The organism is bacterium, from assembly GCA_021371935.1.
GTDB lineage: Bacteria > Armatimonadota > UBA5829 > UBA5829 > UBA5829 > UBA5829.
This window is the reverse complement of sequence record JAJFVF010000009.1, coordinates 1-24915: the sequence shown is the minus strand read 5'-3', so window position 1 is coordinate 24915 and position 24915 is coordinate 1. Positions and strand designations below refer to the sequence as shown.

Annotated in this window: 21 protein-coding genes and 1 tRNA gene; 11 read left to right on the top strand and 11 right to left on the bottom strand. The window is 49.7% G+C overall.

The window, feature by feature from the left end:
• Positions 1-274: 274 nt before the first annotated feature.
• Positions 275-2014: an NAD+ synthase gene (locus LLG46_06575; GenBank protein ID MCE5322963.1), complete on the bottom strand. Its 1740-nt coding sequence runs from the start codon at positions 2012-2014 to the stop codon at positions 275-277.
• Between the two features lie 94 nt (positions 2015-2108).
• Between LLG46_06575 and LLG46_06570 the strand changes: the two genes are divergently transcribed.
• Positions 2109-2609, top strand: a complete 501-nt coding sequence (locus LLG46_06570; GenBank protein MCE5322962.1) for a hypothetical protein — start codon at positions 2109-2111, stop codon at positions 2607-2609.
• A gap of 1 nt (position 2610) precedes the next feature.
• Here the strand turns inward: LLG46_06570 and LLG46_06565 are convergent, their stop codons facing one another.
• The 3 genes from LLG46_06565 to LLG46_06555 form a co-directional block, all read right to left on the bottom strand.
• Complete coding sequence (locus LLG46_06565) at positions 2611-3267, bottom strand: MBL fold metallo-hydrolase (GenBank protein ID MCE5322961.1); 657 nt, start codon at positions 3265-3267, stop codon at positions 2611-2613.
• 194 nt (positions 3268-3461) lie between these two features.
• Entirely contained in the window at positions 3462-3800 is a 339-nt protein-coding gene (locus tag LLG46_06560) for a hypothetical protein (GenBank protein MCE5322960.1), read from the bottom strand.
• Positions 3801-3878: 78 nt separating this feature from the next.
• Positions 3879-4868: a hypothetical protein gene (locus LLG46_06555; protein MCE5322959.1), complete on the bottom strand. Its 990-nt coding sequence runs from the start codon at positions 4866-4868 to the stop codon at positions 3879-3881.
• 158 nt (positions 4869-5026) lie between these two features.
• Between LLG46_06555 and LLG46_06550 the strand changes: the two genes are divergently transcribed.
• The 4 genes from LLG46_06550 (at position 5027) to LLG46_06535 (ending at position 8392) form a co-directional block, all read left to right on the top strand.
• Positions 5027-5620: a sigma-70 family RNA polymerase sigma factor gene (locus tag LLG46_06550; protein ID MCE5322958.1), complete on the top strand. Its 594-nt coding sequence runs from the start codon at positions 5027-5029 to the stop codon at positions 5618-5620.
• Positions 5617-6297: a hypothetical protein gene (locus LLG46_06545; protein MCE5322957.1), complete on the top strand. Its 681-nt coding sequence runs from the start codon at positions 5617-5619 to the stop codon at positions 6295-6297. The genes LLG46_06550 and LLG46_06545 overlap by 4 nt, the downstream gene beginning before the upstream one ends.
• Before the next feature lie 19 nt (positions 6298-6316).
• Entirely contained in the window at positions 6317-7948 is a 1632-nt protein-coding gene (locus tag LLG46_06540; GenBank protein ID MCE5322956.1) for a hypothetical protein, read from the top strand.
• A 108-nt stretch (positions 7949-8056) separates the two neighbouring features.
• Positions 8057-8392, top strand: coding sequence for a hypothetical protein (locus LLG46_06535; protein MCE5322955.1), 336 nt, complete (start codon positions 8057-8059; stop codon positions 8390-8392).
• A gap of 168 nt (positions 8393-8560) precedes the next feature.
• Here the strand turns inward: LLG46_06535 and pyk are convergent, their stop codons facing one another.
• The 3 genes from pyk to LLG46_06520 all read right to left on the bottom strand — a co-directional run bounded on the left by pyk (position 8561) and on the right by LLG46_06520 (position 11921).
• The gene (gene pyk / locus LLG46_06530; protein MCE5322954.1) at positions 8561-9976 is read right to left on the bottom strand and encodes a pyruvate kinase; all 1416 of its coding nucleotides are present in this window, start codon (positions 9974-9976) and stop codon (positions 8561-8563) included.
• A 200-nt stretch (positions 9977-10176) separates the two neighbouring features.
• Positions 10177-11577 (bottom strand): ROK family protein, encoded by a 1401-nt coding sequence (locus LLG46_06525; GenBank protein ID MCE5322953.1) that lies wholly within the window; start codon positions 11575-11577, stop codon positions 10177-10179.
• A 268-nt stretch (positions 11578-11845) separates the two neighbouring features.
• Positions 11846-11921: transfer RNA gene (locus LLG46_06520), tRNA-Gln, on the bottom strand.
• 241 nt (positions 11922-12162) lie between these two features.
• On the opposite strand from LLG46_06520, the gene melA (LLG46_06515) reads away from it, so the two are divergent.
• The 5 genes from melA (LLG46_06515) (at position 12163) to LLG46_06495 (ending at position 17791) form a co-directional block, all read left to right on the top strand.
• Positions 12163-13479, top strand: a complete 1317-nt coding sequence (gene melA / locus LLG46_06515) for an alpha-galactosidase (protein ID MCE5322952.1) — start codon at positions 12163-12165, stop codon at positions 13477-13479.
• Between the two features lie 25 nt (positions 13480-13504).
• A complete protein-coding gene (gene melA, locus LLG46_06510; protein ID MCE5322951.1) occupies positions 13505-14824 on the top strand; it encodes an alpha-galactosidase in 1320 nt (439 codons plus the stop codon).
• A 28-nt stretch (positions 14825-14852) separates the two neighbouring features.
• A complete protein-coding gene (locus tag LLG46_06505) occupies positions 14853-15782 on the top strand; it encodes a glucosamine-6-phosphate isomerase (GenBank protein MCE5322950.1) in 930 nt (309 codons plus the stop codon).
• A 112-nt stretch (positions 15783-15894) separates the two neighbouring features.
• The gene (locus tag LLG46_06500) at positions 15895-16401 is read left to right on the top strand and encodes a nitroreductase family protein (protein ID MCE5322949.1); all 507 of its coding nucleotides are present in this window, start codon (positions 15895-15897) and stop codon (positions 16399-16401) included.
• 361 nt (positions 16402-16762) lie between these two features.
• A complete protein-coding gene (locus LLG46_06495; GenBank protein ID MCE5322948.1) occupies positions 16763-17791 on the top strand; it encodes a hypothetical protein in 1029 nt (342 codons plus the stop codon).
• A gap of 49 nt (positions 17792-17840) precedes the next feature.
• Here LLG46_06495 and argC read toward each other — a convergent pair whose 3' ends face one another.
• From argC to LLG46_06475, 4 genes are all read right to left on the bottom strand, one after another.
• On the bottom strand, positions 17841-18767 hold the full coding sequence (gene argC, locus LLG46_06490) for an N-acetyl-gamma-glutamyl-phosphate reductase (GenBank protein MCE5322947.1): 927 nt from the start codon (positions 18765-18767) through the stop codon (positions 17841-17843).
• Between the two features lie 4 nt (positions 18768-18771).
• Positions 18772-22167, bottom strand: coding sequence for a hypothetical protein (locus LLG46_06485; protein ID MCE5322946.1), 3396 nt, complete (start codon positions 22165-22167; stop codon positions 18772-18774).
• A gap of 317 nt (positions 22168-22484) precedes the next feature.
• Entirely contained in the window at positions 22485-23642 is a 1158-nt protein-coding gene (locus LLG46_06480) for an aminotransferase class I/II-fold pyridoxal phosphate-dependent enzyme (protein MCE5322945.1), read from the bottom strand.
• Between the two features lie 78 nt (positions 23643-23720).
• On the bottom strand, positions 23721-24206 hold the full coding sequence (locus LLG46_06475; protein ID MCE5322944.1) for an Lrp/AsnC family transcriptional regulator: 486 nt from the start codon (positions 24204-24206) through the stop codon (positions 23721-23723).
• A gap of 227 nt (positions 24207-24433) precedes the next feature.
• On the opposite strand from LLG46_06475, the gene LLG46_06470 reads away from it, so the two are divergent.
• On the top strand, positions 24434-24769 hold the full coding sequence (locus LLG46_06470; protein ID MCE5322943.1) for a hypothetical protein: 336 nt from the start codon (positions 24434-24436) through the stop codon (positions 24767-24769).
• Positions 24770-24915: the final 146 nt, after the last annotated feature.

Sequence of the window (24915 nt, the reverse complement as noted above, 5' to 3'; positions counted from 1 at the left end):
GAAGCGCATTAACCCGCATTATTCACGAGAAACGTGAATAATGCTCTCGGAGACCCGGATTAAGATACTTTAAGGAGCGCATGGCCATGGCAAATAAGAAAGCCAAGCAGAAGAAACCCAAACAAAACAAAATTTCGGGACAAAAGGGCGGTTCGTTTGAAGAGCTGGGTTCTCCTCAGCCTATAAAGAAGAAAAAGAACAAAAGCCAGTAGTCTCAATGGATAAACCAGCGAAACTCAGCCTCCGCTGAGCAATACATGCGGCTGGGTGGAGGCTACTCCCTATACCTGTTGGTAATAGGCAGCCTTCTGTCCCGTCCGAACGCCTTGGGTGTAATCTTGACCCCAGGGGCGGCCTGACGACGTTTATATTCATTTCGGTCAATCATCTTCACTACGCGCCGCACTGTCTCCTCGTCGAATCCGAGAGCGACTATTTCTTTTATGCTGCGGTCTTCCTGCACATAAGCATCAATTATAGGATCGAGAATTTCATATGGAGGCAGTGTGTCCTGATCCTTCTGATCGGGTTTAAGTTCAGCTGACGGCGGACGTGTTATGATCGTCTCAGGGATCACGGGTGATATCGAATTGCGATATGCGGCCAGTTTATAGACAAGGGTCTTGGGCACATCCTTGATGACCGCAAATCCGCCAGCCATATCTCCATACAGCGTGGAGTAGCCGCACGCCATCTCGCTTTTGTTGCCGGTAGTGAGCACCAGCAGGCCAAATTTGTTTGAGAGAGCCATCAGCAGGTTTCCGCGGATCCTTGCCTGCAAGTTCTCTTCGGCAGTCCCCGTTTCCGTGCCCTCAAAGACATCCGACAGCGACCTGTTGTACGAGTCCATAATGTCGGAGATGGCGATCCAGTCATACCTGATAGCAAGGTTTTTTGAGATGGTCTCGGCGTCTGACTGTGTCTCGCTTGACGAATAGACTGAGGGCATTATCAGCGTTCTTACTCGGTCCTTACCGAGCGCATCCACGGCAATGCAGGCTGTCAGAGCCGAATCGATACCGCCGCTCATACCCAGCACAACCTCTTTGAAGCCGTTCTTGTTCACATAGTCACGAGTGCCCAACACCAGGGCTTTGTAGACTTCTTCTACTTTGCCAGGAGGGCAGGCCGATTCGGACAGCTTGCCGTTGTGCTCAATCTTTCTAGCACTTTCCAGCATAACTTCCGGAACACATACTTCTGATGAGCCTTTGAGCTTTGCTTTGCGCCTGCGCGGGTCCACAAGCCTTTGATGCTCCACCAGAGACAAATCCAGATCGACTATCGCGAGCTGCTCCTCGAAAGCCTTGCATCGGAACACTACATCGCCCGTCGGCCCAACAACCAGCGAGTGGCCGTCAAAGACCAGTTCATCCTGTCCGCCGACTGCATTTAAGTATATGAAAGCACAAGTGTTGTCGCTGGCGCGCGTGCACAGCATCCTTTCGCGGGATCGCCATTTACTGTGGTGAAAAGGTGATGAGTTGATATCGACTATAAGCTGCGCACCGCCCACCAGAGACTCAACCGTATGCGGTCCGCCCGCGTACCATGCGTCTTCGCATATCTCCACGCCGAAAGTCACCTGATTTAGGGTATATACCTGCGCTTTTGTACCGGACTGAAAATAGCGGTCTTCGTCAAACACACCGTAGTTGGGCAAGAAAAATTTGTGCTGAACCCCCACAATTTCGCCGTTATGTATGATCGCGGCCGCATTGTAGATATCTTTTGCCACATCCACAAACCCCACAATCGCAGTTATTCCCTCCGTTGCTTTTGCGATGTCTGCCATGGCAGCCACATTGCCTTCCACAAAACCCTGCTTCAAGAGCAAGTCTTCCGGTGGATACCCGGTCACGGCCAGTTCCGGAAACACGACCAGGTCGGCGCCGCACTGTCTTGCCTGTGCGATGTTATCTATTATTTTACGTGTGTTGCCTTCGATGTCACCGACAGTCTGATTCAGCTGTGCTAGAGCAATACGCAGGCTATGTGAAAGGTCGCTTCTCAATTCGATTCTCCTAAGCTCTCAAGTCCTAGTTCAATTACGCCGATATACTTCATAGGGCTGCTTGCCCAAATCCTTATAAGGGTGGTGTAGTAAAGTGCCACAATTAAAAACAAAAGCTCCGACCACTTCAAGTGCAGTATCCGGTCCGACACTACGCAAACCGAGCGCTGCTGAAGCTCGTGATCTCATCAACAAGATGATGGAATACGAAGCCGCAGCCCTTGAGCGCGGTGTAAATTCTACACGAGGTCGATTCGAGATGCTTACGGCTTCAGAACGGCAATTTTATAGAGCCGAGCTTATAGCCGATTACATCAGGCTCAGTGTAGGCAATATGGGCAACACCAAGGGCTATTATGATGCAGCATTCAATATATTCTGCTCCAAAATCTGTGAGATGAGTATCCCTTCTCATGAACTTATCGGCACATACTTGGCCTCTGTCGATATTGTAAACAAAGAAAAAGGGCTGGCCGATGTACCTAACTTGGCTGACGCCATCCGCCGAACGATGATCGATGTGCTTGCCGGATGTGTCGGCAAGATGAAAGAACAAGCCAGTATCACTGCGACCGGGATAAAGACTGGTAACTGATCTATAATTCCGGCTCAAGCACCACTATCTGTTGTTCGCCCGGCAGGCTTTTTTTCGTCACTTCAAAAATTGAGCCGGCAGGCATAATTACGTTCGGCTTATTTTCAATAAACTCATCTACACCAGTAATGTTGAACGAACATTTTGCCGTGCGATAATGCATAGGGATCGCAATTTTCGCCTCGACCTGAGATGCGACCTTTGCTGCTTGCACAGCATCTATTGTAAAGAACCCTCCAACCGGGACCAGCGCTACATCCACAGTCCCGATCTCAGCAGCTTGATCCGCGGTCAATATATGACCCAGATCGCCCATATGTGCAATGCGCAGTCCCTCGGCGCTCATGACAAAGACCGTATTTTTTCCCCGTCTGGCGCCTTTTTCATTATCATGATATGTCTCGACTCCCAGGAAATCCACATCATCGGCGCCAAACTTGCCACTGCCGCGAATAATAACAGGGCTGCCCTTCACTAAATGCATGCCGTTGTGATCTTTGTGCTCATGGCTTATTGTGACTATATCCACAGGCTCGCTGAAGACATCATAAGCCAGAGTCCCAGGATATGCGCTGGGATCATATGGATCCGTAAGAATCCTCGTTCCAGAGTCTGTCGTTATCAGAAATGACGAATGTCCCAAAAATCGGATCTGCATCTGGTGTTTCCTCTCTGACAGCGGCATTATATGACGAAGCCGGGCGGCTGTCAACGAGCAAGCCTGAGTGCAACCTTGAAGAATCATTGCGGGCGACGGGCAAAATGAGGGAATTGCGTGGGCAAATATACAAAATAGACAGGCAAATCTTGTAACGCTAATAGCCAATTTGCCTGTCTAGCGACGTGATACGACTACTTTGTTTTTGACGCCTTAACTGCTTTTTTTGCAGGCTTGGCTACCGGCTTTATAGCTTTTGGTGTCCGCTTGATAGGCTTGGCAGCAGACTTCATGACCTTCTTTGCAGGTTTCGCAGGCTTGAGTGCCTTTACCGGAGCTTTCTTTACTTTTATCATCTTACATACCGGTTTTGCAACTCTGGCTGGTGCCGCAGGCTTTACGCATTTTGCGGCTACGGCTGTTTTAGCCGGCACTGCCTTCTTTGGCGCAGGTTTTTTTGTGGCTGCAAGTGTTGGTAACAGTGACACACTAAGCAGAGCTAGCGCACAAATACAAACAAATACTTTTTTCATATTGCATCCTCCATATGATTTGGATGGCCATCTTCAGTATTTGACGCGCATGCCTGCCCGCCGTTCCTCATTTTGCTGCTATTTATTTTTGTCGCCGTCGACAAAAGGCTTGGGACCGTTCGGCTCGCCTTTATACCAGCCCTTGTGCTTGCCATTGTCATTGTTGGTTTTTTCACTGTTGGTGACACGTGATTTCAATATCTCTTTTACGGTCGGACGTGAGTTATTTTTTGATGTGACATCTTTTTGTTCTGAGAGTGCCATGTCGACAACAGCCGTAACACCTGCTCCGTCAACTCGCTTCATTTTCAATGGGTTTGAAGAGGTTGTCGGGACAAGTATCTTAACCCTGAATTTGCCGCCGCTGAAAAGGTCTTCATATTGCCAGAGCGCATTTACCGAACCGATGACTTTGCTCGATGCCGAGATTTGCGCCGCCCCCAAATACGCCTTTTCACCGACGCTGCCCATCGGGACAACCTTTGTCACAGAACCTTTATTGAACGTAATTGTATTGAGTGCCTTATTGATGGTCGACCCCGCATTTTTTACGGCCACCAGCACAGCGGCTCCCCTGATTACATCACCAGCCTGGATGCCGGTGCCGACAGTGTTATATTTCAGCCGTCCATCAAGAGCAACATCTATTATTGCCGTGACACCCACACCGGCAACGCGGTTAAGTTTAACCGGGTTCAGACTGGCGCTTGGCAGCAGCACTTTTGCACGATAGTTATTGTTGCTCAAATTTTTCTCATACTGAAATACTGCTTTTACGCTGTCCACCTTGGCCTTAGGGCCGCTTACTTGCGCTCCCCCGATATAGCCCTTTTCACCAACGCTGAGAATCGGCACCACTTTTGTGGCGAGCTTACTTTTCATTCCGTGGCGGAACGTCACGGTATTTATGAATTTATCGAGCGGCCCTGCTGCTTTGGTGACGGCAAAACCAATTGCGGCACCTTTGATAACTTTTGTCCCAAGCGTAGCCGTAATAGCAGGACTTGCGGCTGCTGTTATCAGTGTTGCAGCCATTACAAGCATAGTTAGTCCATTTTTTGTTTTCATAACATACTCCTTTCGGACAAAACCACCATCACATTTCCTATGTTTATATGAGACGCTTATTCTGCTCAGCTATGTTCCATTTATTGCGCTAAAACGAAGGAACGCCCTTATTAAACGTGAAAGACAAATCGTGTATGTTAACATTTTCCGCGTGGCAGATGTCTAAGGAAATAGAAGAGAAGCCGAGGGTATTCTTATTGTCTATGTCGGAAACAGACTTGGTTGAGCAGGCGCGGGCAGGCGATGTCGGGGCATTCGACCGCCTGATGTCTCTTCATCAGGATAGGGTGTTTGCCCTGGCATACAGGATTTTGTGTAATATGGAAGATGCCGCGGATGTTCAGCAGGAGACATTTGTCAGGGCATGGAGGTTTTTGCATAAATTTCGCGGCGAGGCCGGGTTTTCAACCTGGCTGCACAGGATCACAGTAAATTTGTGTCTATCGAAAAAGAGACGCATCAAGCCGGACCTTGTGTCGTTTGATGATGACTTGATCGAGTGTTCTGTCGACATTCGGACGTACACATGTGCGGACCGAGTGGCGACCGCTATGGTGGTAAGGAATGCCATGGCGCAGTTACCGGCAAATTACATGGCAGTTATTGTGCTGCGGGAGATTGAAGAGAGACCTTTTGAAGAGATTGCAAGGATACTCGGCTGCTCAGTTGGAAGCGCGAGAGTGCGCTGTTGCAAAGCAAGAAAACTGCTTCGAGACAAGCTGGAAGCCTGTCTGAAGGAGGAAGACCAATGAAGTGTGGACATTTCAACATTGATGATGACGCTGAGGTGCATGAGCTTTTGAAAAGCACGGACTATGTTCCTCCGGCGCCTGACTGCAGGCAGGCTGTAATGGCAAAAATCGTGCGCCGACCGTCCAAGAGCAGATCTGTGTGGTTTTATGCATTCGGGTTGATTCCTGTTGCTGCGCTGGTCCTCGTTTTGTTTATTATGAACAAGCCGGTGCCGCCAGAAAGCGAGATTGCCATGGCTCCCAGGCTGCCAAAAGCAGCCGAGCCTGCCAACTCGATTGTTGCTCCGCGTCCTAAAGTCGACGTGGAGACTGTAAAGCAGGAACAGCCAAAAGAACCCGGTGTTCATTACAAATCTCCTGGTGTTCCACATAGAGTCGAGCCCAGGAAAAAATACAGCATCCCGAAGAAAAGGCTGCCGATTATTGACCGTAAGCCTTCGTCAAGTAAGCTTCAAGCAAGTGTGGATAAGGACGAACCAAAGCAGCCCCAACCTGCCATCGAACCAATTGTTGAAGCGCCGGTCACGATTGTGGCAGTAACCAATGAAGTGCCTGATGATAATTACAGTTACAGCACCACCGAACGTGACCCTGCCACCGGTAACATCACGCAGTGCTCGGGGTTGCGGTCTGGAAATATGGTGATGGTATACGTGGACGTCGAGTCCGGTGATTAACCGATAAGGAGAAATTGTCATGATGAAATATATACGCCTATTGAGTGTTTTGCTGGTTGTATTGGCTGTGCTTACTTCTTGTGCAATATGTGGCGCCGAGGAAAAGCAAAAAACTGATCCATGGCAAACACCTATTACAATTGATTTGAAAGATGTATCGACGCGAAAAGCTCTTGATGCACTCTTTAGTGGCACAGGAATAAATTATGCAGTCGATTCGATTGTAGACGGATATATCCAATCATTCAGCATCCGTGATATGCGCTTACGCACTGCGCTAGATGCCTTGATAAAGACAGCAGGGCTTACTTACAGAGAGGATAACGGAGTTGTTATCATAACTGTCGACCCTGCGCGCTTGGGCAAATCCGTCAGTGTTGATTTCAAAGACACTCCTATTGAAGAGGCTTTGAATACTCTTTTCCAAAAGGCTGGTGAGAGCGGATGGAGCATCGACAAGAGCGTTTCAGGCGTGAAGGTGACATACTCAGCCACAGACGTTCCTTTTCGTCGGGCTTTGGTGGAAATATTAAGACCATCCAAGGCTAAATTCGCTGATAAACGCATTTGGATAGACTCGCTCGATAAAGTAATAAATATCGAGGCAAAAAACATGCCTCTTTCTGATGTTCTGCATACGATTTTTGAGAATTCAGGAATCAGCTACACTATGGATCAGGGTTTGGATGCGCTTAGCGTAACAGCCGTGCTGAAAAATGCACCTCTCGAAGTTGCACTCAAATCGGTCTGCAAGACAGCCGGGCTTGTCTACAGAATAGATAACGGTATCTATCTGATTTCTGCAAAACCACAACAGATGTTTAATGGTGCGATGGGTTGTGCTGTTACACCTGATGCGCTTAATGCGTCAAGTGGCTTTAATGCCGGTGCAAGGCTGGATATGATGCCGGGTATGACCGCTGGTACGGCCACTGAAGTAATTGACCTAAAGTATGTAAATGCGGGAGACATTGCACCGTTTATAAAGTCACGCTCAATCATTCCACTGACTGTAACAGCTACAAGCGGCAACAGGATCATCCTTCGGGGAACAGAAGATGACATCGCATCTGCAGAGGATGTTATACGCGCGCTGGATACGGAAAACGCGCTGCCCAGACCTGTCCGGCTTAAGCTGGCGGCAAAGATTACTGTTGCTACTGAACAAGGTCCTAAAGTCTATGATACAAGCACTGAGAGTGTGGGAGCCGAGCAGACACCTATAGCGTTGAATCTTGAAGCATCTGTGGGCTATACGACATCGGCCAACAAGCCGGTTGAAAAGAAAGAAACCCTTAATTATGCAGTGATCAATCTACTGCAGGCAGCAATTGTACCATCAATGAATGCAGACGGCACAATTGGTTTATCGGGTCAAGGACGTTTTTCTTTTCCATTTGATAAACATCCAGAGAATCAATTGACAAAGTCTTTTAATCTGGCAGCTTCAGTTGATGTCGGCAAGCCCTACAACATAGCTGCAGGATCAATCAATCTCGACATCGGCAAAGTCGATTTTGTCGTAACCATAACAGCCACTCCCGAAAAGGGCAGGGTTTACGTAGCGCCAAAGGATGATGCACAACAGCAGCCTGGAAATGTTCATCTTTTCTGGGGTCAATCAGGTAGTAATCAACAGAGTAAATATTAGCATCCCGCCGTCAGTCCATAAGTCAATGATGTCCGGCTCACATATTTCTCATGCCTGAAGGGTAAAGACAATATGGATTCATTATCTTTCCTGAAAGGGGTGTTGGCTATGACAGATGAACGCGATATGGAAGGCAGGACCCCAGCGCAGGAACGTGCCCAAATCGGCACACCGGCAGGTGAAACACCCGAAAAGGGACGAACGAGACATGGCACTTATGGACTTACCAGTGAAGAGGATGTTGAGAAGACCCACAGGCGAGGATTCATTGGATTGGAATTCGATATCGATGAAGAGGACCTTTACGAGAGTGGAGACGAGATATCCGCAACCGGCGGCATCACAGGAACCAAAGTGACCGGCGGTGTCCCGGCTGGCGGCACTCAAGCAGGTGGCACACCGAGTAAATCCGAGGGTATTCCGAGTTGGGAAGAAAAATCCTAACCCGAATTATGCTCGTCGAGCATATTTCGGGTCCGGGCTGCGCATCATTCACGTTTCTCGTGAATAATGCGCGCTAAGACCAATACGGCCCGCTACAACCGCACTCCGGGGTTGGGGCGGTTGCATACGGGCCGTATGATTTATACCCTTTCTTGCAAGATTTGCTAATTATTCCACAGTCAGAACCCTAATTAAACTCGTATTGCCGGGGATTCCCACGGGCACTCCCGCAATTACCAGTACGGTGTCACCTTTCTTTACCAGTTTGTTATCGCATGCAGCTTCTACGGCGTTTTCGATCAAACCATCTGTGTCTTTAGCCATCTCGACAAAAATGGGGCTGACTCCCCAAGAAAGAGCCAGACGCCGGGCTGTCTCATCATTTGAGGCAGCCGCGATAATTTGAGCCTCAGGTCGATATTTGCTCACCAGACGGGCTGTTGTGCCGCCATATGTGCAGGTAACGATTGCGGATACTTTTATGTCATGCGCCAGCTTGGCCGCAGCTTCACCAATGGCCTCGGTCGTGTCGTGAGTCGGATATGCCATACGCCTTTCGGTGATGCTTTTATAGTCCAGCGATTTTTCAGTGCTGCGCGCGATCTTGTCCATCATCTGCACAGTCTCTATGGGAAACTTGCCCATTGCCGTCTCGCCGGAGAGCATGGTAGCATCCGTCCCGTCTATGATGGCGTTGGCGACATCGGTAACCTCGGCGCGAGTGGGACGTGGATTAGAGATCATCGAGTCGAGCATTTGAGTAGCTGTGATTACAGGTTTGCCGAGACGGTTGCAGTGCCGGATAATGTTTTTTTGAATAGTCGGCACCTCGTCTATAGGCAGCTCGATGCCCAAGTCTCCACGAGCGACCATGACCCCATCATATTCCTCGATAATACTGATCATATTGCGCACGGCCTCAGGCTGCTCTATCTTCGCAATGACGGGCACACGCTTGCCGACCTCTCTCATCACCTTTCTCAGAGGCTTGATATCATCCGCCGAGCGCACGAATGAACTGGCGACCCAGTCAACTCCATGCTCCAGGCCGAAGCGCAGATCATTTTTATCCTTTTGGGTCACACCCGGCACATCATAATCAGCACCCGGCACGGTGAAGCCCTTGTTCGAGTAGAGTTCGCCTCCTATTACGACCTTTGTAACTATGTTTTGTGCATCAGTCGAGGTGACCTTAAACTCCAGTTTGGCATCGTCCACATAGATCATCTGGCCTTTTTTGACCTGAGCTGCAAGATTTGGAAACGGTAGCGTGACATGCTCGGCGTTACCTTCGACGTCGGATGATGTAAAAGTAAATGTCTGCCCTGCGGTGAGCATGACAGGCGCCTTGGCTATCTTGCCGATGCGTATTTTGGGTCCCGAGAGGTCCTGAAGAATCCCGACGGTCTTGCCGAGTTTTTCAGATATTCGCCGGATAAGTTTTATCTGAGCAAGGTGTTCGTCATAGGTTCCGTGAGAGAAGTTGAGCCTGGCTACATTCATTCCGGCCTTTATCAACTTCATTATTTTTTCTGGTGAGTTGCTCGCAGGTCCGATGGTGCATACAATCTTGGTTCTTCGCATGACATATCTCCAATCTTTCTTGTTTTCATGCTACGGGAAACAACATCGGGCAGTCAAGCTCAAACGGGGCATGTAAGAACAACTTAACATTACCGCAAAGGCTGTGTTACATTATCTTAGGTAATAGGTGCACAAAAGGGGAAACACGATAATTAGATTCCATGTTTCCCCTTATTAAGTGTTTCTGTGATCCTACAAAATCAGTGCGGTATAACCGGCAGGCTTGCCGCGGCAACAGCCTGACCGATGCGGCGAATCTTCTCATCAGGCAGATGTAGTTCTATCTTTTTGGCAAGTTCAGGGAACTCGGTTTCGAGAACCTTCTTTGCCTGAGCAAGAATGATGTTTCCGCCATCGAACGAAGTTACGCGGCCAAGGACGAGCGCATGCTTGAGTTCATAGAACATCGCATAGTGCGCAATGCCATAGCCCGTAAACACGCCGATGCTCTCCCAAATCTTGATCGCTCTCTCATCATTTGCGTTTAGCAGATCCTGTACCGATCTGAGCTTCTCGGCAAGACCCAGGCCCTCATCAATCTCGATACCCGCAACCTTTGCGAGTCTGAAAACGGCCTGTTGAGAGAAATACAGCGCGCCGCAGCCCAAATCACCAGACCATTCGTCCGCGGGAGCATTGTCTCCATAGTCAACCGGAATGAATGCAACCTCATTGAGCCATGATGTAATCTCGCCGGCAGGAGTCACATATCCGCCTGCTTCACTCGAACCCATAGCCACGCCAAGCACTGAATCGTCTTTCAAGGACATGGCTCCGGCAAGCGCGGTGACTTCACCGTCGTTGACCACATCAAACGGAATCCCACCCCATTCTTTCTTGAGGTCGATAAACAGACTTGCGATCTTGTCGAACTTATCTTTCGGCACACCCCTGAAGAGAGATGCCACACGTGGGCGATTGTTGATATATACACCAGCCGAGCTTCCGCCGACCGCGTCGACCCTGGGCATATGTGATGCGGCTGTTTTGAGAGCAGTATTGATCTCATTATAATGATAAGCCGGGTCTGTGGCATTGCGAGGGTCCCAGTTGACTTCCTCAGTGTAGACCGCCTCACCATCAATTACTGCGGAGACTTTGCGGTCGCTTGCGCCGAGGTCGAAACCTATTCTGCATCCGTCAAGGTGGCCGCCCAGGGGCATGGTGCCTTCTGAGGGCGCTGGAACCTTGTCCGCGTCGGTTACCTCCACAGTAAACGGCTTCTCATACACTCCGCCCATAAAATCGGCGTCGAATTTACGTTCTCCGGTGGATGAATACACATTCTTTATGTGTTCGCCGACACTCTTTGGTCCACCGACAATGACTTTCCATCCGCCGCGCTGCCAGAGCAGTGTCTTGACCACACGTTCTGCAAACGGCAAATTGAGGTCGGAATTTGCCGAGCCTTCGGCAAAGCATTTTGTGTTGAATACGGATACTGATCCATCGCCTCTTTCAAGCGCGATAACCAGTTTCACGCCCTCGCCCGACTCTTCGACCATACGCAAAAATGCGCGGTTTACAATTGCCGCAGGGGCGAAATCTTTATGCAGAGGCGGCACGATAGCCGGCTTTGCAAGCTGAGAAAACTTACTCATTGTATTCCCCTCTTGTGATTCGCGAACCGCACGGGAGGATCCGGCGGCCTATCTAACTCATCATACGTGCAGACCGCCACATTGTCAAGGCTAGCTCGATGTCAATCCGACTCATTCTTCCTGAGTATGCCCAATTGCATCTGGTAGCACAGATGATCAATATTTCGTTTTTCCCTGGTTGTCTTTCGTGGTGACGGTTTGGCTAATAAATAACTATACCCTGCCGATCATATCGACAGGGTATATTAACTGTTCCAAGAAATAATTTTGGCTGCCGGACAAGGGCTCGAACCTTGGACCTACTGATCCAGAGTCAGTCGCTCTTCCAACTGAGCTATCCGGCAGCACCAATATAGAGTAGCATATACAGCAATGAACGTCAAGATTTGGATAGAATTTGAGATAACATGCCTGAGTGGCGATATAGTATAATCTTCTCCTGTCTCGCATGATAGTGGCCGAAAGTGCCACAATAAATTTTACATCATGTTTGCAAATAGAAGGAATCTGAGCATTCAGTTTTCAACACAATAGTTAGTCCGGTATGTTGCCGAAAAAGCAAGCAGCTTAAGGAGATATGGGGCATTGGCAAAAATCGCATTTATTGGAGCTGGCAGTTTTCTCTTTACCAGAGACCTGGTACGAGATATCCTGACATTTCCTGCTCTTGCAGACACCACAATCGCTCTTATGGATATAGATAATGAACGATTGGACTTTGTCAAGAACGCAGTGGACACGATAATTGAATCCGGCAATTACTCGGCAAAGGTAATAGCCACGACTGACCGCTCTGAAGCGCTAAAAGACGCAGATGGGGTTGTTATTACCATTCTTCAGGGCGGGGTCGATGTCTTCAGAAACGATGTCGAGATCCCTATGAAGTACGGCATCGATATAAATATCGGTGATACGCGCGGGCCCTCCGGTATTTTTAGAGCGCTCAGGACCATACCGGTGATGCTGGATATCTGCCGGGATATTGAGCGCTACTGCCCGGGCGCAACCGTCCTTAACTATACCAACCCAATGGCAATGCTCTGCCGGGCAATGCAGGGCGCTACCAATGTAAATGTTACGGGCCTTTGCCACAGCGTTCAGGCGCTGGCGGGAATACTTGCCCGCTGGATTGGAGTTCCAGAGGGAGAGACTACATACCGCTGCGCGGGTTTGAACCATCAGGCATGGTATCTCGACTTCAAATGGAATGGTAGGGACGCATATCCTCTGGTCCGCGAAGCTATGAAGAGGCCGGAAGTATACAATGAAGAGAAAGTCCGAAATGAGATGTTTATCCATCTCGGCTATTATGTCACCGAGTCGAGCGGGCACAGCTCAGAGTATGTAGCATGGTTCCGCAAGCGGCCTGAGCTTATCGAGAAGTATTGCTCATCGGGTACCGGTAACTATGGTGAGCATGGTCTTATAGTGCGAAGATATGCTGAGCGACAAAACAACTGGCGAAACAATATAGAAAATGAGCTTGAAAAGCCGATAGACCTCAATCGGGGTAACGAATATGCTGCCAGTATCTTCAATGCCACATTCGGTGACGGTGATCTCTTCGAGTTCAACGGCAATGTCCGCAATTTCGGGCTGATCGATAACCTGCCGGAAGGCTGCTGTGTGGAGGTTCCGGTATTGGCTTCAAAGCGTGGGCTCGACCCTATCCATATTGGGCCATTGCCTGCTCAGCTTGCATTACTAAATAACATCACCGCGCGATGTGAAGAACTGGCGGTCGAAGGCTCTCTTGCCGGAGACCCGACTATGGTCTTCCAGGCAATTCTATTCGATCCGCTAACTTCTGCAATCCTCAGCATGCAGGAGATCAGAGATATGGTAGATAAGATGTTTGAAGCCAATAAAAACTGGCTTCCACAGTTCAAGCATTTCAAATAGGTCTTAAGTAAGGAGATATAGGACATTGGCAAAAATCGCATTTATTGGAGCTGGCAGTTTTGTATTCACCAGAGGACTGGTGCGTGACATTTTGACATTCCCCGCACTGGCGGACAGCACAATTGCATTAATGGACATTGACAAGGAGCGTCTGAGCTTCATTAAATCTGCAGTCGACAATATCATCAAAGCAGGCGATTATCCGGCAAAGGTTGTAACAACCACGGATCGAGCTGAGGCTCTCAAGGGAGCGGACGGAGTCGTCATTACCATACTTCAGGGTGGAGTTGATGTATTCAGAAGCGATATCGAGATACCAATGAAATATGGGGTCGATATCAATGTCGGCGACACCCGCGGACCAGCCGGCATCTTCCGGGCGCTCAGAACGATTCCGGTGATGTTGGAGTTCTGCAAAGACATAGAGCGCTACTGCCCGGACGCTGTGGTGCTCAACTATACAAACCCTATGGCAATGCTATGCAGGGCAATGCAGGGTGTCAGCAGCGTAAATGTCACGGGACTCTGTCACAGTGTCCAGGGCACTGCCGAGATGCTTGCCGAGTGGATCGGCGCACCAAAAGACGAGATCACATACCACTGCGCAGGAATCAACCATCAGGCATGGTATCTCGATTACAAGTGGAACGGCAAAGACGCATACCCTCTATTGCGTGAGGCTCTCAAAAAACCGGAGATATGGAATACTGAGCAGGTGCGCAATGAAATGTTCAAACACTTGGGTTATTATGTCACGGAGTCCAGTGGACATAACTCCGAGTATGTCGCATGGTTTCGCAAGCGCCCTGACCTAATCGAGAAATACTGCACGCACGGCACCTATTGGAATCCAGGTCATCATGCGTATATACTTAATGAGTATCAGAAAGTTGCCGATACGTGGCGTGATAACATCAAAGAAGAACTGGCTAAGCCTGTGGAACTCAAAAGAGGTCATGAGTATGCCTCTCTCATCTTCAATGCTACGTTTGGTGACGGCGCTCTGTATCAGTTCAACGGCAATGTGCGCAATTTCAACCTGATAGACAATCTGCCGGAGGGCTGCTGTGTCGAAGTACCTGTGCTGGCGTCAAAGCGTGGTCTTGATCCCATGCATGTCGGCGCACTGCCCGCTCAGCTTGCCCTGCTGAACAATATCAGCGCACGATGCGAAGAATTGGCAGTCGAGGGATGCCTTGCCGGAGACCCGACCATGATCTTCCATGCAATTCTCTTCGACCCATTAACCTCGGCAGTTTTGAGTATGGAGGAAACCAAGCAGATGGTTGACGAGATGTTCGAGGCAAACAAAGAATTGCTGCCGCAGTTCAAGCACCTAAAGTAGGATAAACACTATTGCACAGGAGAAGGAAATGGCAAGACCTTTAAGCAAAATCGCCCCCGATTGGTGGGATTATACTACTATTGACCAGGCAATCCTGGATGAAGCGGCAAAGCTGACCATAGATGATATGATCGCTTTGTCCCGACCCGGATTCAAAGTCGTCTTTTATGACACTCTCGAGGAGTTCTACTGCGCCGAGGCTCTGGAATATATTGAGGCTTGGAAGCAATCTACACCAGATAATCCCGTAGGTATCTGTGGACCCATAGGCCCTACAGAGCAGCTACCTTTGGTTGCTCGTATAGTCAACTCCATAGGTCTAGACCTCAAAGACTGTCACTTCTGGGGAATGGACGAGTGGATAATCGACGGCAAAGAAGCTCCCGAAGGTCATCCTCTCTCGTTTGCCAAGGCGGACAAGGAACTGTGTTTCAATAGGATCAAACCTGAACTGGCTATGCCTGCATCCAATATGCATTTCCCTAAGGCCGACCCGGCGGAATACGTCAAGAGCTGGGAAGGAGTCAGGTGTGCGATTATGCAGGGCGGCCAGGGTGATACCAAGCACTGGGCGTTCAACGACCCCGTAAGGCGCGAGGGGGCTTATAAGGATAACCCGCCGACTCCGGAGGAATACCTGAAGCTTTCGACACGTGTGGTGGACCTGCATCCAGTGACTGTAATGCAAAATGCACGCACATCCGGCGGCGGAAAAGTAGACCTTGTACCGAATCAGGCTGTGAGTGTCGGACCCGTCCAAACCTGGAAAGCCGAGAAAATATCCATCTGGCAGGCGGGTATGCACGATAATCCCTTCGGTCAGAGGCTGACAGCATATATGATCGGTAAAAAGATTGCCGACAGCGCCGTGCCTATGTCTCTGCTGGCTCTGCACCCGAATGTGCAGTTCAACTACTTCCGGGGCGGAATCGGCAGATGTGAAGTAGAAATGCATTAGCCCGTATTATGCGTAAAGCGCATAATACGGGTCTCCGAGAGCATTATTCACGTTTCTCGTGAATAATGCGGGTTAGTGTATGAGTCCGTAATTGCGGGTAAAGGAGGTTGTCATGGAGTTTGACGAACTTATAGCAAAACGATACAGCGTGCGCGCGTACACATCGAAGCCTGTCGAAGACGATAAACTTCAAAAAGTGCTTGATGCGGCACGGCTGGCTCCAACAGCATGTAATATACAGCCGTTCAAACTGATTGTGGCTAAAACGCGCGGCAGAGAAAACGAACTCAGAAAGATATATAAAGCTGATTGGTTCGTCCAGGCTCCTGTTATCATCTGCGGATGCACGGTTCCATCCCAAGCGTGGGTTCGCAATTATGACAATAAGAACCATGCCGATATCGATCTCGCAATTGTAATGGACCATCTCATACTAGCCGCCACTGATCTGGGATTGGGCACATGTTGGATAGCAGCATTCGATCCTGAGGCAGCACGCGAAGTATTGAATATTCCTGATGATCTGGTCCCGGCCATATTCACTCCGTTGGGATATCCGGCAGATGTGCCCAGAGAAAAACATCGAAAAACACTCGATGACCTGGTAATTACGGGCTGAGTAAATCCTCAATAGCTCCCACTGCAATTCAGCCCATCTTGTGCCTGCGCCTGAGATGGGCTACTTCATAAGCTAAAAAGCTGTATATGCCGGCTATTACTATGTTTCGTCTAGCCCTTATTATGCGCTTCCCGCATAATAAGGGCTCCGAGAGCATTATTCACGCTCCCCGTGAATAATGCGTGCCAAACACCCGATCAAGCGGAAAATATGTTCAACACCATCAGATTATTGAACACTACAGCTTAAGCAATGTTAAAAATTCTTTGTGCTATATGAAACTCTGCTGTTAAATATAACAGTTTGGCACGCTTTTTGCAGAGCTTGCAATGGTCATTTGTAGCAAGAGGGGAGACGGGCAATGGTCAGGTTTGTATTATTCTTCAGCATTATGCTGATACTTAGTATGATATGCATTACAAACTCTCTGGCGTTGGAAGGGCCTTACTACTGCTACACTGAAATCGAAACGCAGTGCGGGGCAAGAACCGATTCGGGTCAAGCCGACCCTGGTCCTTACGGCAATTGGACTATTGAGGCCTCGGAATGTAAAGGCACAACGTCCTTAACGAGCGGATCCGAGTGGTGGACTTCCGGCTCCACTGGGATTATTATCAACCCAGGGACATGCATGGGTTGGAGCACCGCTAATGTGGACCCTGCCACAGGCACGATAGGCATTCGGACAGGTGCACGAAACTATGGAGGACCCACCGAGCCATACAGCATATATGTCCCATGGTTGGGTCATGATATATCTTATCCGCCGCCGTCGACCTGGGGGTATGCCTCATGTTATGCATACATGAGTCGTCTGGTGCAGGTTCAGTCGGATGGCACACTTTCGACAGGAGACATAGTAGATATTGAAGCAAATGCCACGATAAATGGCGAGTTTCAAAACGAGAACAATGCTGACGCGAGCAGCACCAGTGTTGATGCAGTTATGTTTGTATCCAAGTTGACCGAGGCAGATTTCTCTACATTCAACGGAGGGGCTTCCTATCTGGACTGGTCGGACGTAACGAGCATATATGAAATGGGAATGCAGGAGAGCTATCTCGGCTGCGACAGATACACGAACTATTCCACAACAAGTGCAGATGTCGATGGTCAGATGAATGTCGCAGCGCAGGCAGCGGTAGGTGATTATCTTGTCGTGGAGACAATGATTAAAATTACCGCAGAAGTTGAAAACTCTTTCAACGAATCAGGACGTGAAGCCTGGTCGGAGTTTGGAGACACCCTGACTTCTTCACTTGCAGCCAATACACCCGGCGCTCTGCTTACTCCCTATAACTTGTCGCAAGTTCCTGAGCCTGCCGGCATATTGGCAATAATGTGTGGTATTGTCGGTTTGGCAGGGTTTGCCAGACGTCGAAGTGCATGAGAATACACAATGCCTTTGGGATCAACTGGGTTACAATACCTTCATTGTGTTAGCAAGCAATGCCTGCTGACTCGTCAACACCCAGCATAATGTTCATATTCTGAACTGCAGCCCCAGAGGCTCCTTTGCCAAGATTATCCAGCCTTGAAATCAGCAAAATCCGATCTTTATTACCGAAAACAAACAGCTCAACCCTGTTTGTGCCATTACAGCCGAGTGTATCGATACTGTCTTGGTCGGCTGGCATTACCTGTATGAATTTCTCGTCTGCATAATATTCTGATAAAATTTCTGCCACATCGCTTGGTGTGACAACCCTACTTAACAGTCGCGGAATCAGCGGAATCGAGACTGTCATGCCATTATAGTAATCCGCCACAGTGGGAGTAAAAACCGGCGGGTTATCCAAGCCGACAACCTTTTGCATCTCGGGAAGGTGTTTATGGTTCAGTCCAAGTGCATAATGCTTTGGCGCTTTCGGGTCGGTTGTGGCTGTTTCATACTGCGCTATCAATGATCGTCCGCCGCCGCTATAGCCTGTAATGGAATGACATACAACCGGATAATCCTTTGGGACAATACCCTGACAAACAAGAGGATACATTGCAATCACGAATCCAGTTGCATGGCAACCAGGAACCGTGACTCTTTTGGCCTCGCGTATTCTTTCTCTCTGCTGCTTATTCAGCTCCGGCAGACCATAGACCCAGTCGGGATCGACTCGATGAGCAGTACTTCCATCTATAACGCGAGTGTTTGGATTTGTAACAAGAGACGCCGACTCGCGCGCTGCATCATCGGGCAGACAAAGAAAAACAACGTCCACCTCATTTAACAGCGCTCTCTTGGCATTGATGTCTTTGCGCTTGTCATGGTCAATCTTGAGTACCTCGATATCTTTTCTCACAGAAAGATAGTCGTGGATCTTCAGCCCGGTGGTTCCTTCTTGTCCGTCAACAAATATCTTATAATTCACCTGTTTATCTCTTAGCATTATCAGGTTTTGCGACTGGAGCTTCCGCGCGTTCGAGAGTCACGGCCACCACTTTGATATCGGGATTTTCTGGCAGCATTATTCCGGCCAGTATGCTTGATTCATCAAGCGGGACGGCATATTCGTATAGATAGCAAGGAGTGCCGACTTCATCGCCCCCATGACTGTGTCGATGCCTCGCGGCAAACCCGATCTTCTCGCCATGAGAAGGCCCTTTACTCCAATCGCTGATCTGCAGTGACACAGTCTGTGGGTTCTTTGCATAGTCCAGCGATATATCGCCGGATGTGTCACCACTGGTAGACGCAGCCAATATGTGCAACGACTTATATGATCCCGCCTCGAACGTCACTTTTTGACCGCTGCAGGCAAGTGCGCCGGAGGTGCCCGGAGTCTTGTCGGGATACATAAAGCTGATCCTGCCCTCGGGCTGATCCTGGCTCAGCCAGTTGTAGCCGGTCGGATAGATGCGCTTGACTTCTTTGGTCATGCCTGAGTCCGGGGGGATCATCTCGGATGGAAAACTCGAGCCCTTGCCGTCGAAATCGCCTGATGTCCTGTCCGTATCCGGGCTTGAGAGCGCAACATCACAAAGACCGCTTAAGTCAGCAAAAACCAACCTGCCACTCCTGACTTCCACGCTCACAGGCAGAATATCTCCACCACGGCTCAGCGGTCCGGCCGAAAGCCACTGATCATCTATCATTACATCCCAAACCAGCACATACTGGCCGTCATACTCAGGCGCTTTGACCTGAGCTGTGACCACAATCGGCCAGCCGGGCTGAATATTCTGCTTGATGGGGGTTGTGATGCCGTCCCAGAGCATTTCTGAGCCGTCCAGATAATACCAATGATATCCTATCTTTGTGCGCTTGCGGTCCCAGTTCTGCGCACCTGTATTGCGCACGACCACCTTGGCTTCATATGTCTTGCCTGCGTCGATTGTTTCCGGCAGGTCGCAGTCCACTATCCTGGGACCGTAGTCTTTCTCGTAAATATCGACAATGCGGCTTAATGTGCGGACGCCGTTTTCGCCCAGCCAGTTTTTGCCGTTATATATGTCGAATTGAAGCTGATAATCCCATTGCTCGGACTGATCGCTCGGCGTAATAGGCTTTTTGTTAGCCCCGGCAAGATTGAGATCGAACGAAAATTCTCCGACCTCGCCCGGTTTGCAGTCCTTGGTGAGTATGCAGCGCACAGTCTTGATCGGAACCTCCTCGCTGGAACCGTCATAATTCACCTTATAGAGCTTGCATCCCAGTTTTGCCGTACCTTTGAGCCATGGCTGTGTGCCGTCGTTGCAGACTCGAACAGTCACCGGATAGTCCTGGTTGGCAGCGAGCATCACCGGACCTTTGCAGGTAAGCCATGTCGCGCCCCATTCAGGAACCTCACCTATGGTCACCGGCACCACCAGCGGCTGGTCGCCAAGCACGCTGAGCCATTTGCCGTCTGACGTTCTGATAAGTTCGATGCGAAGCTCCCATTTGCCGTCCGCAATGGCGGTGCCCTGAGAGTTGACTGTGGCGATTCCTGCATCTATCGTAATGGTCTCTCCCGGCAGAACATCTTTGCCTATTGGCACACGCACCTTGCTCTCGCCGTAATATCTGCCGCTCTTATACCAGCGGTATGCCAGCGCATAGCCCTCGGAGACCCGCCATGGTGAGTTGCCGATGTTTTTGATCTCAAGCTCGGCCTGGGCAATCTGCTTGGAACCGAGAACAGGCGGCACGCTCACCCTGAGATACTGTGCGTCGAAGTCCTTATTGCCATGGAAGCGCTTTGAATTATTGGCCGTGGCGTCGGTGTATTTGCCGTCATATTGGCGCGAAGAGCAGATGTCTGTGCCTGCGGAGAAATCGTTCCAGGAGTCGCAGAGCACCCAGTTCGACTTCTTCTCTACAGCAGATGCCCACTGTTTGTCATAAAACTCGCCATTCATTCTGGAACACAAAAAGGGAATATTGGTTTCCAGCGTGCAATTATCAAATCCAGGCACGACCTTGCTCATTGCACCAAAATCAGCCGAATCAAATACCAGCGGGCAGCCGTAGTCTTTCTCAAACTGCTCGCTGCAGGATGCTGACAGCAAGGGGGGCATATCCGGTTTCAATAACACGATGGCACCGAGCTTTCCAGCGCCAGGTTTTGTGGTCTGAGCCTGCGCGCGGAAGTCATTCGGTACGCGATCAAAGAAGCTCTTTATAAAACCGTAAGCCTCATTTTGTGATTCATTGCCTCTCAAACAAAGTTCCGGAGCAACTCTTGGGTAAGGCTTACCCTCAGCCCTTAGTTCCTCAAGTGCGCTCACCAGGCAGTCCAGACCCTTATCAGCATATCCGGCACGGCTTGCAGCATCGCCGCTATATAACGGCGCAACAACATCAATGCCAGCCGCGATCATATCAGAAAGCTGCTGTTTATGCCACTGCACTCTGTCATAACTGAACCATGGCCCGGCATTTTCTATTGGAAAGTCGATAAGAGCGGGTATGCCGTCTGCTGCTGTTATGCCCGATACGGGTGCAGCTTTACGCTTGTCTGCCTGGTAGTTATATTCATACCTGGCTATAATGAGTGGCTGCACCGGAAACTTTGCCTCATATATAAAGCCCTCCGGTACGGGCATATCCATAGAGTATGATGTGTTCTTGTGCCACTCTTTATCTGCAATCACACCATTTATGAGCGGTGCACGGGAGATATATCGCGCCGAGAGTATCTTGTCCCAACTTGCGGTCGCCACGCCGAAGGAATAGTTGGCAAACACTATCTTCGACCACTTTGCCGGGTCGAGCACATCCGCCTCAGTTTTGACATTCTGCGAAAGGCTCACAAAGTCGTTGGGTTTATCACCATGCCTGCGGACTATTAAGTTGAAGCCCATCATATCGCCGGGCGAGAGCTTATTGACGTTCATCACAGCCCATGGGATTGCCATCTCCATGCTGTAGCCCTGGTCAATATCGTCACCGTTATTGAGAGTGCCCTGCACATTATTACCGTATTTGAACGTCCATATGGTCTCTGGTTCCAGCACACCAGAGTCACTGCCCGACCTGAACTGAGCGCCGCCCGCCGGTGAAACGGTCATCGAAAAACACGTAGGACCGATTTTGCTGAAGCGTTGCTCGCTGGTATCGACAAACACAGTGACGCTGTCGTCGCCGGTGACATCTGCATTTGGAGCCGAATGGGTCGCCCGAATATCAGGGCAGTCGACTGAAACGGCGACATAGAGATATGTGTCGTCAAACGTGGTGTAACACTTGACCTGATCCTTGATTGGCTCTTCTGCCACTGCGGGTAGCACAAGCACACCGGCCATCATCATGCAGACAAGCGCAAGAGCGAAAAACTTTCCTGACTTCATAAGCGACCTTCCTTGAGATATATTCCCCTTATGCTGGGGGATACGTCATATTTACCGAGACTTGAGATGGGGACTTTGCCCCCAATCCCCCGCAAAGGGCGCTGCCCTTTGAACCCGCCAGGAGCCGAGTGGCCCCTGGACCCCCATCTCGAACTTGATTGTCCCCCACAAAAAGGGGGACAATCAAGTTCGGGTCAGAAGGTCAAGGAAACCGGGTTTCCTTGCAGAGCCCAGAGACAGAGTCTCTGGTGGAAGTTTGAGGGTTTCACCCTCAATACAAATTCCGTTAAGCTGACATACACCCCGGCAGAAAGCGATTATTTCAATTTACGCACGAAACGCGCGATACGTTCGATTGCCAGCTCGATCTTTTCTATAGAAGTCGCGTACGAGCAGCGGATATGGCCTTCTCCGCACTCACCAAAAGCATTTCCCGGCACAACGGCTACTTTTTCCTCAAACAAGAGCTTTTCAGCGAACTCCTCTGAACTCAGGCCGGTTTCCTTTATGGATGGGAAAACGTAGAACGCTCCCCTGGGCATCAGGCATGTAAGCCCAGCATCGTTGAGTCCCTGTACTATCACCCGTCTGCGCTGGCTGTATTGTTCGATCATGCTCTCGCTGTCTTCGTAACCGTTCTTTATGGCTTCCAGAGCGGCGACCTGCGCCATCACCGGCGCGCACATCATGCCGTATTGATGGATCTTCATCATCGCCTCAATTATATCCGGTGAGCCGCATGCGTAACCAATCCGCCAGCCGGTCATTGCATATGCCTTGGAAAAACCGTTGAGCAGGATCGTGCGCTCGTATGCTCCAGGAATGGTTGGCACACACGTATGACGTCCGTCGTAAGTGAGGCGGTCGTATATTTCATCCGAGATTATGTAGAGGTCATGCTTGACTGCTATTTTGACGATCTGCTCCAGTGCATTGCGCGAAGCCACCCCGCCGGTAGGGTTTGTCGGGTAACTGATCCAGACAGCTTTGGTTTTTGGAGTAATCGCAGCCTCGATCTGCTCCGGTTCTACCGCAAACCCATTTTCCATATAAGAACAGACCGGCACAGGCACGCCTCCAGCAAAGCTGACACAAGGCTTATATGCCACAAAGCATGGTTCCGGTATGATGACCTCATCGCCTGGGTTTAGTATGGCGCGCATGGCAAGATCCATGCCTTCACTTACGCCTACCGTTATCAATATCTGATTGTCGGGGTTGTATGACAGATATTCGTGCTTGCGCAGATAATCGGCAATAGCCCGCCGCAGTTCGATGGTGCCGTAGTTGGAGGTGTAGTGAGTCTTGCCTCGCTCGAGCGAATATATGCAGGCCTCGGTTATCCGCCATGGAGTGTCGAAATCCGGTTCGCCTACCCCCAGCGAGATTACATCCTGCATTTGGGATACTATATCAAAGAACCTGCGTATTCCCGACGCAGGTGTCGTGCAAACGACTTTGGATATTGGTTTCATTGCTGCCTCTCTCAGTTTCTTTTATGCTCGATCATCAGTTGCCTGCTGACGATCAAGCGTCGACAACTGATGAGCGACTTATGGAGCGACGGCCAATCTGTCTTCTTCTGCTGCGGGTTCCTCGAAAATGTCACCGTCCATCTTATATTTTTTCAGCAGGAAACTGGACTTTGTTGAAAGGACTCCCTCAAGGGTGGAGAGCTTCTCCGCAACAAAAAATGCGACATCGCGCATGGTCTTGCCTTCGACGACGACTCTCAAGTCATAATCGCCCGAAACCAGATATACCGAATGGACTTCAGGATACTTATAGACCCGTCTGGCGACATCGTCAAAACCGACCCCGCGGGACGGGCTGACACGCACATCAATAAATGCGAAGACCTGTTCTTTACCCGCCTTTTCCCAGTCGATGATGGCCTTATAGTGTCTGATGATGCCGGCTTCCTCCATCTGCTTGATGGATTTTTCGATCTCCTCCTCGGTCTTGCCCAGCATCACGGCCATTTGCGCCGGGGAGGTACGGGCATCACGCTCAAGAATCTTCAGTATCTGTTTGTCCATAGCTGTTCCTAACTTTTATATTGATCAAAATATACCACTGAAGGCACGTCAGCGTCAACGTTCGCAAATGCGCGAGCAGTAGAAAAAATAAAGAAACTTTCCCCGCTCAGTTGGCAATGGCGGATTAGCGTGATATAATGAAAATGTAATTCATTCCTGTGATAGTTCTCCTGTTCTCAAAGAAGCTAACCCCGGAATATGGATAGAACATGGAGGTGTGCTCAAACATGAAAACCGCGATCAAATGCAACTGCGGACAACGTGTGCTTGCAAAGGACGTAATGCAGACAGGCTACTATCTTCGTTTGATTGGTCCCAGTTTTGTGTATGTCAAGTACCGATGCCCCCGCTGCAAGAAGCTCGGTGAACAGTTTGTAAAGCAGGAGGACTGGGAAGATGGAATCCTCAATGATATCCCGAGCGAGATCAAACCCGAAGATAAGCCAAGGTTTGAAAAGATGGGCAGAATAGACATCCACGAATGCATTGACGCGCACTTCGAGCTTGAGAAGCTAAGCAGTTTACGCGAATTCATAGATGCTATGGAAGAAGCAAAAAAATAATCTCTGAACTCATTTTCAATAAAAAGAGCGGCTGCCATATAGGCAGTGCGCTCTTTTTTGCTTAATAGGACCTGCCGCACATCTCCAGCCACAGTCGTTTGTCTTTGTCGATGCCGTAGTTCTGTCCGTCCGGCGACCATGCAAGG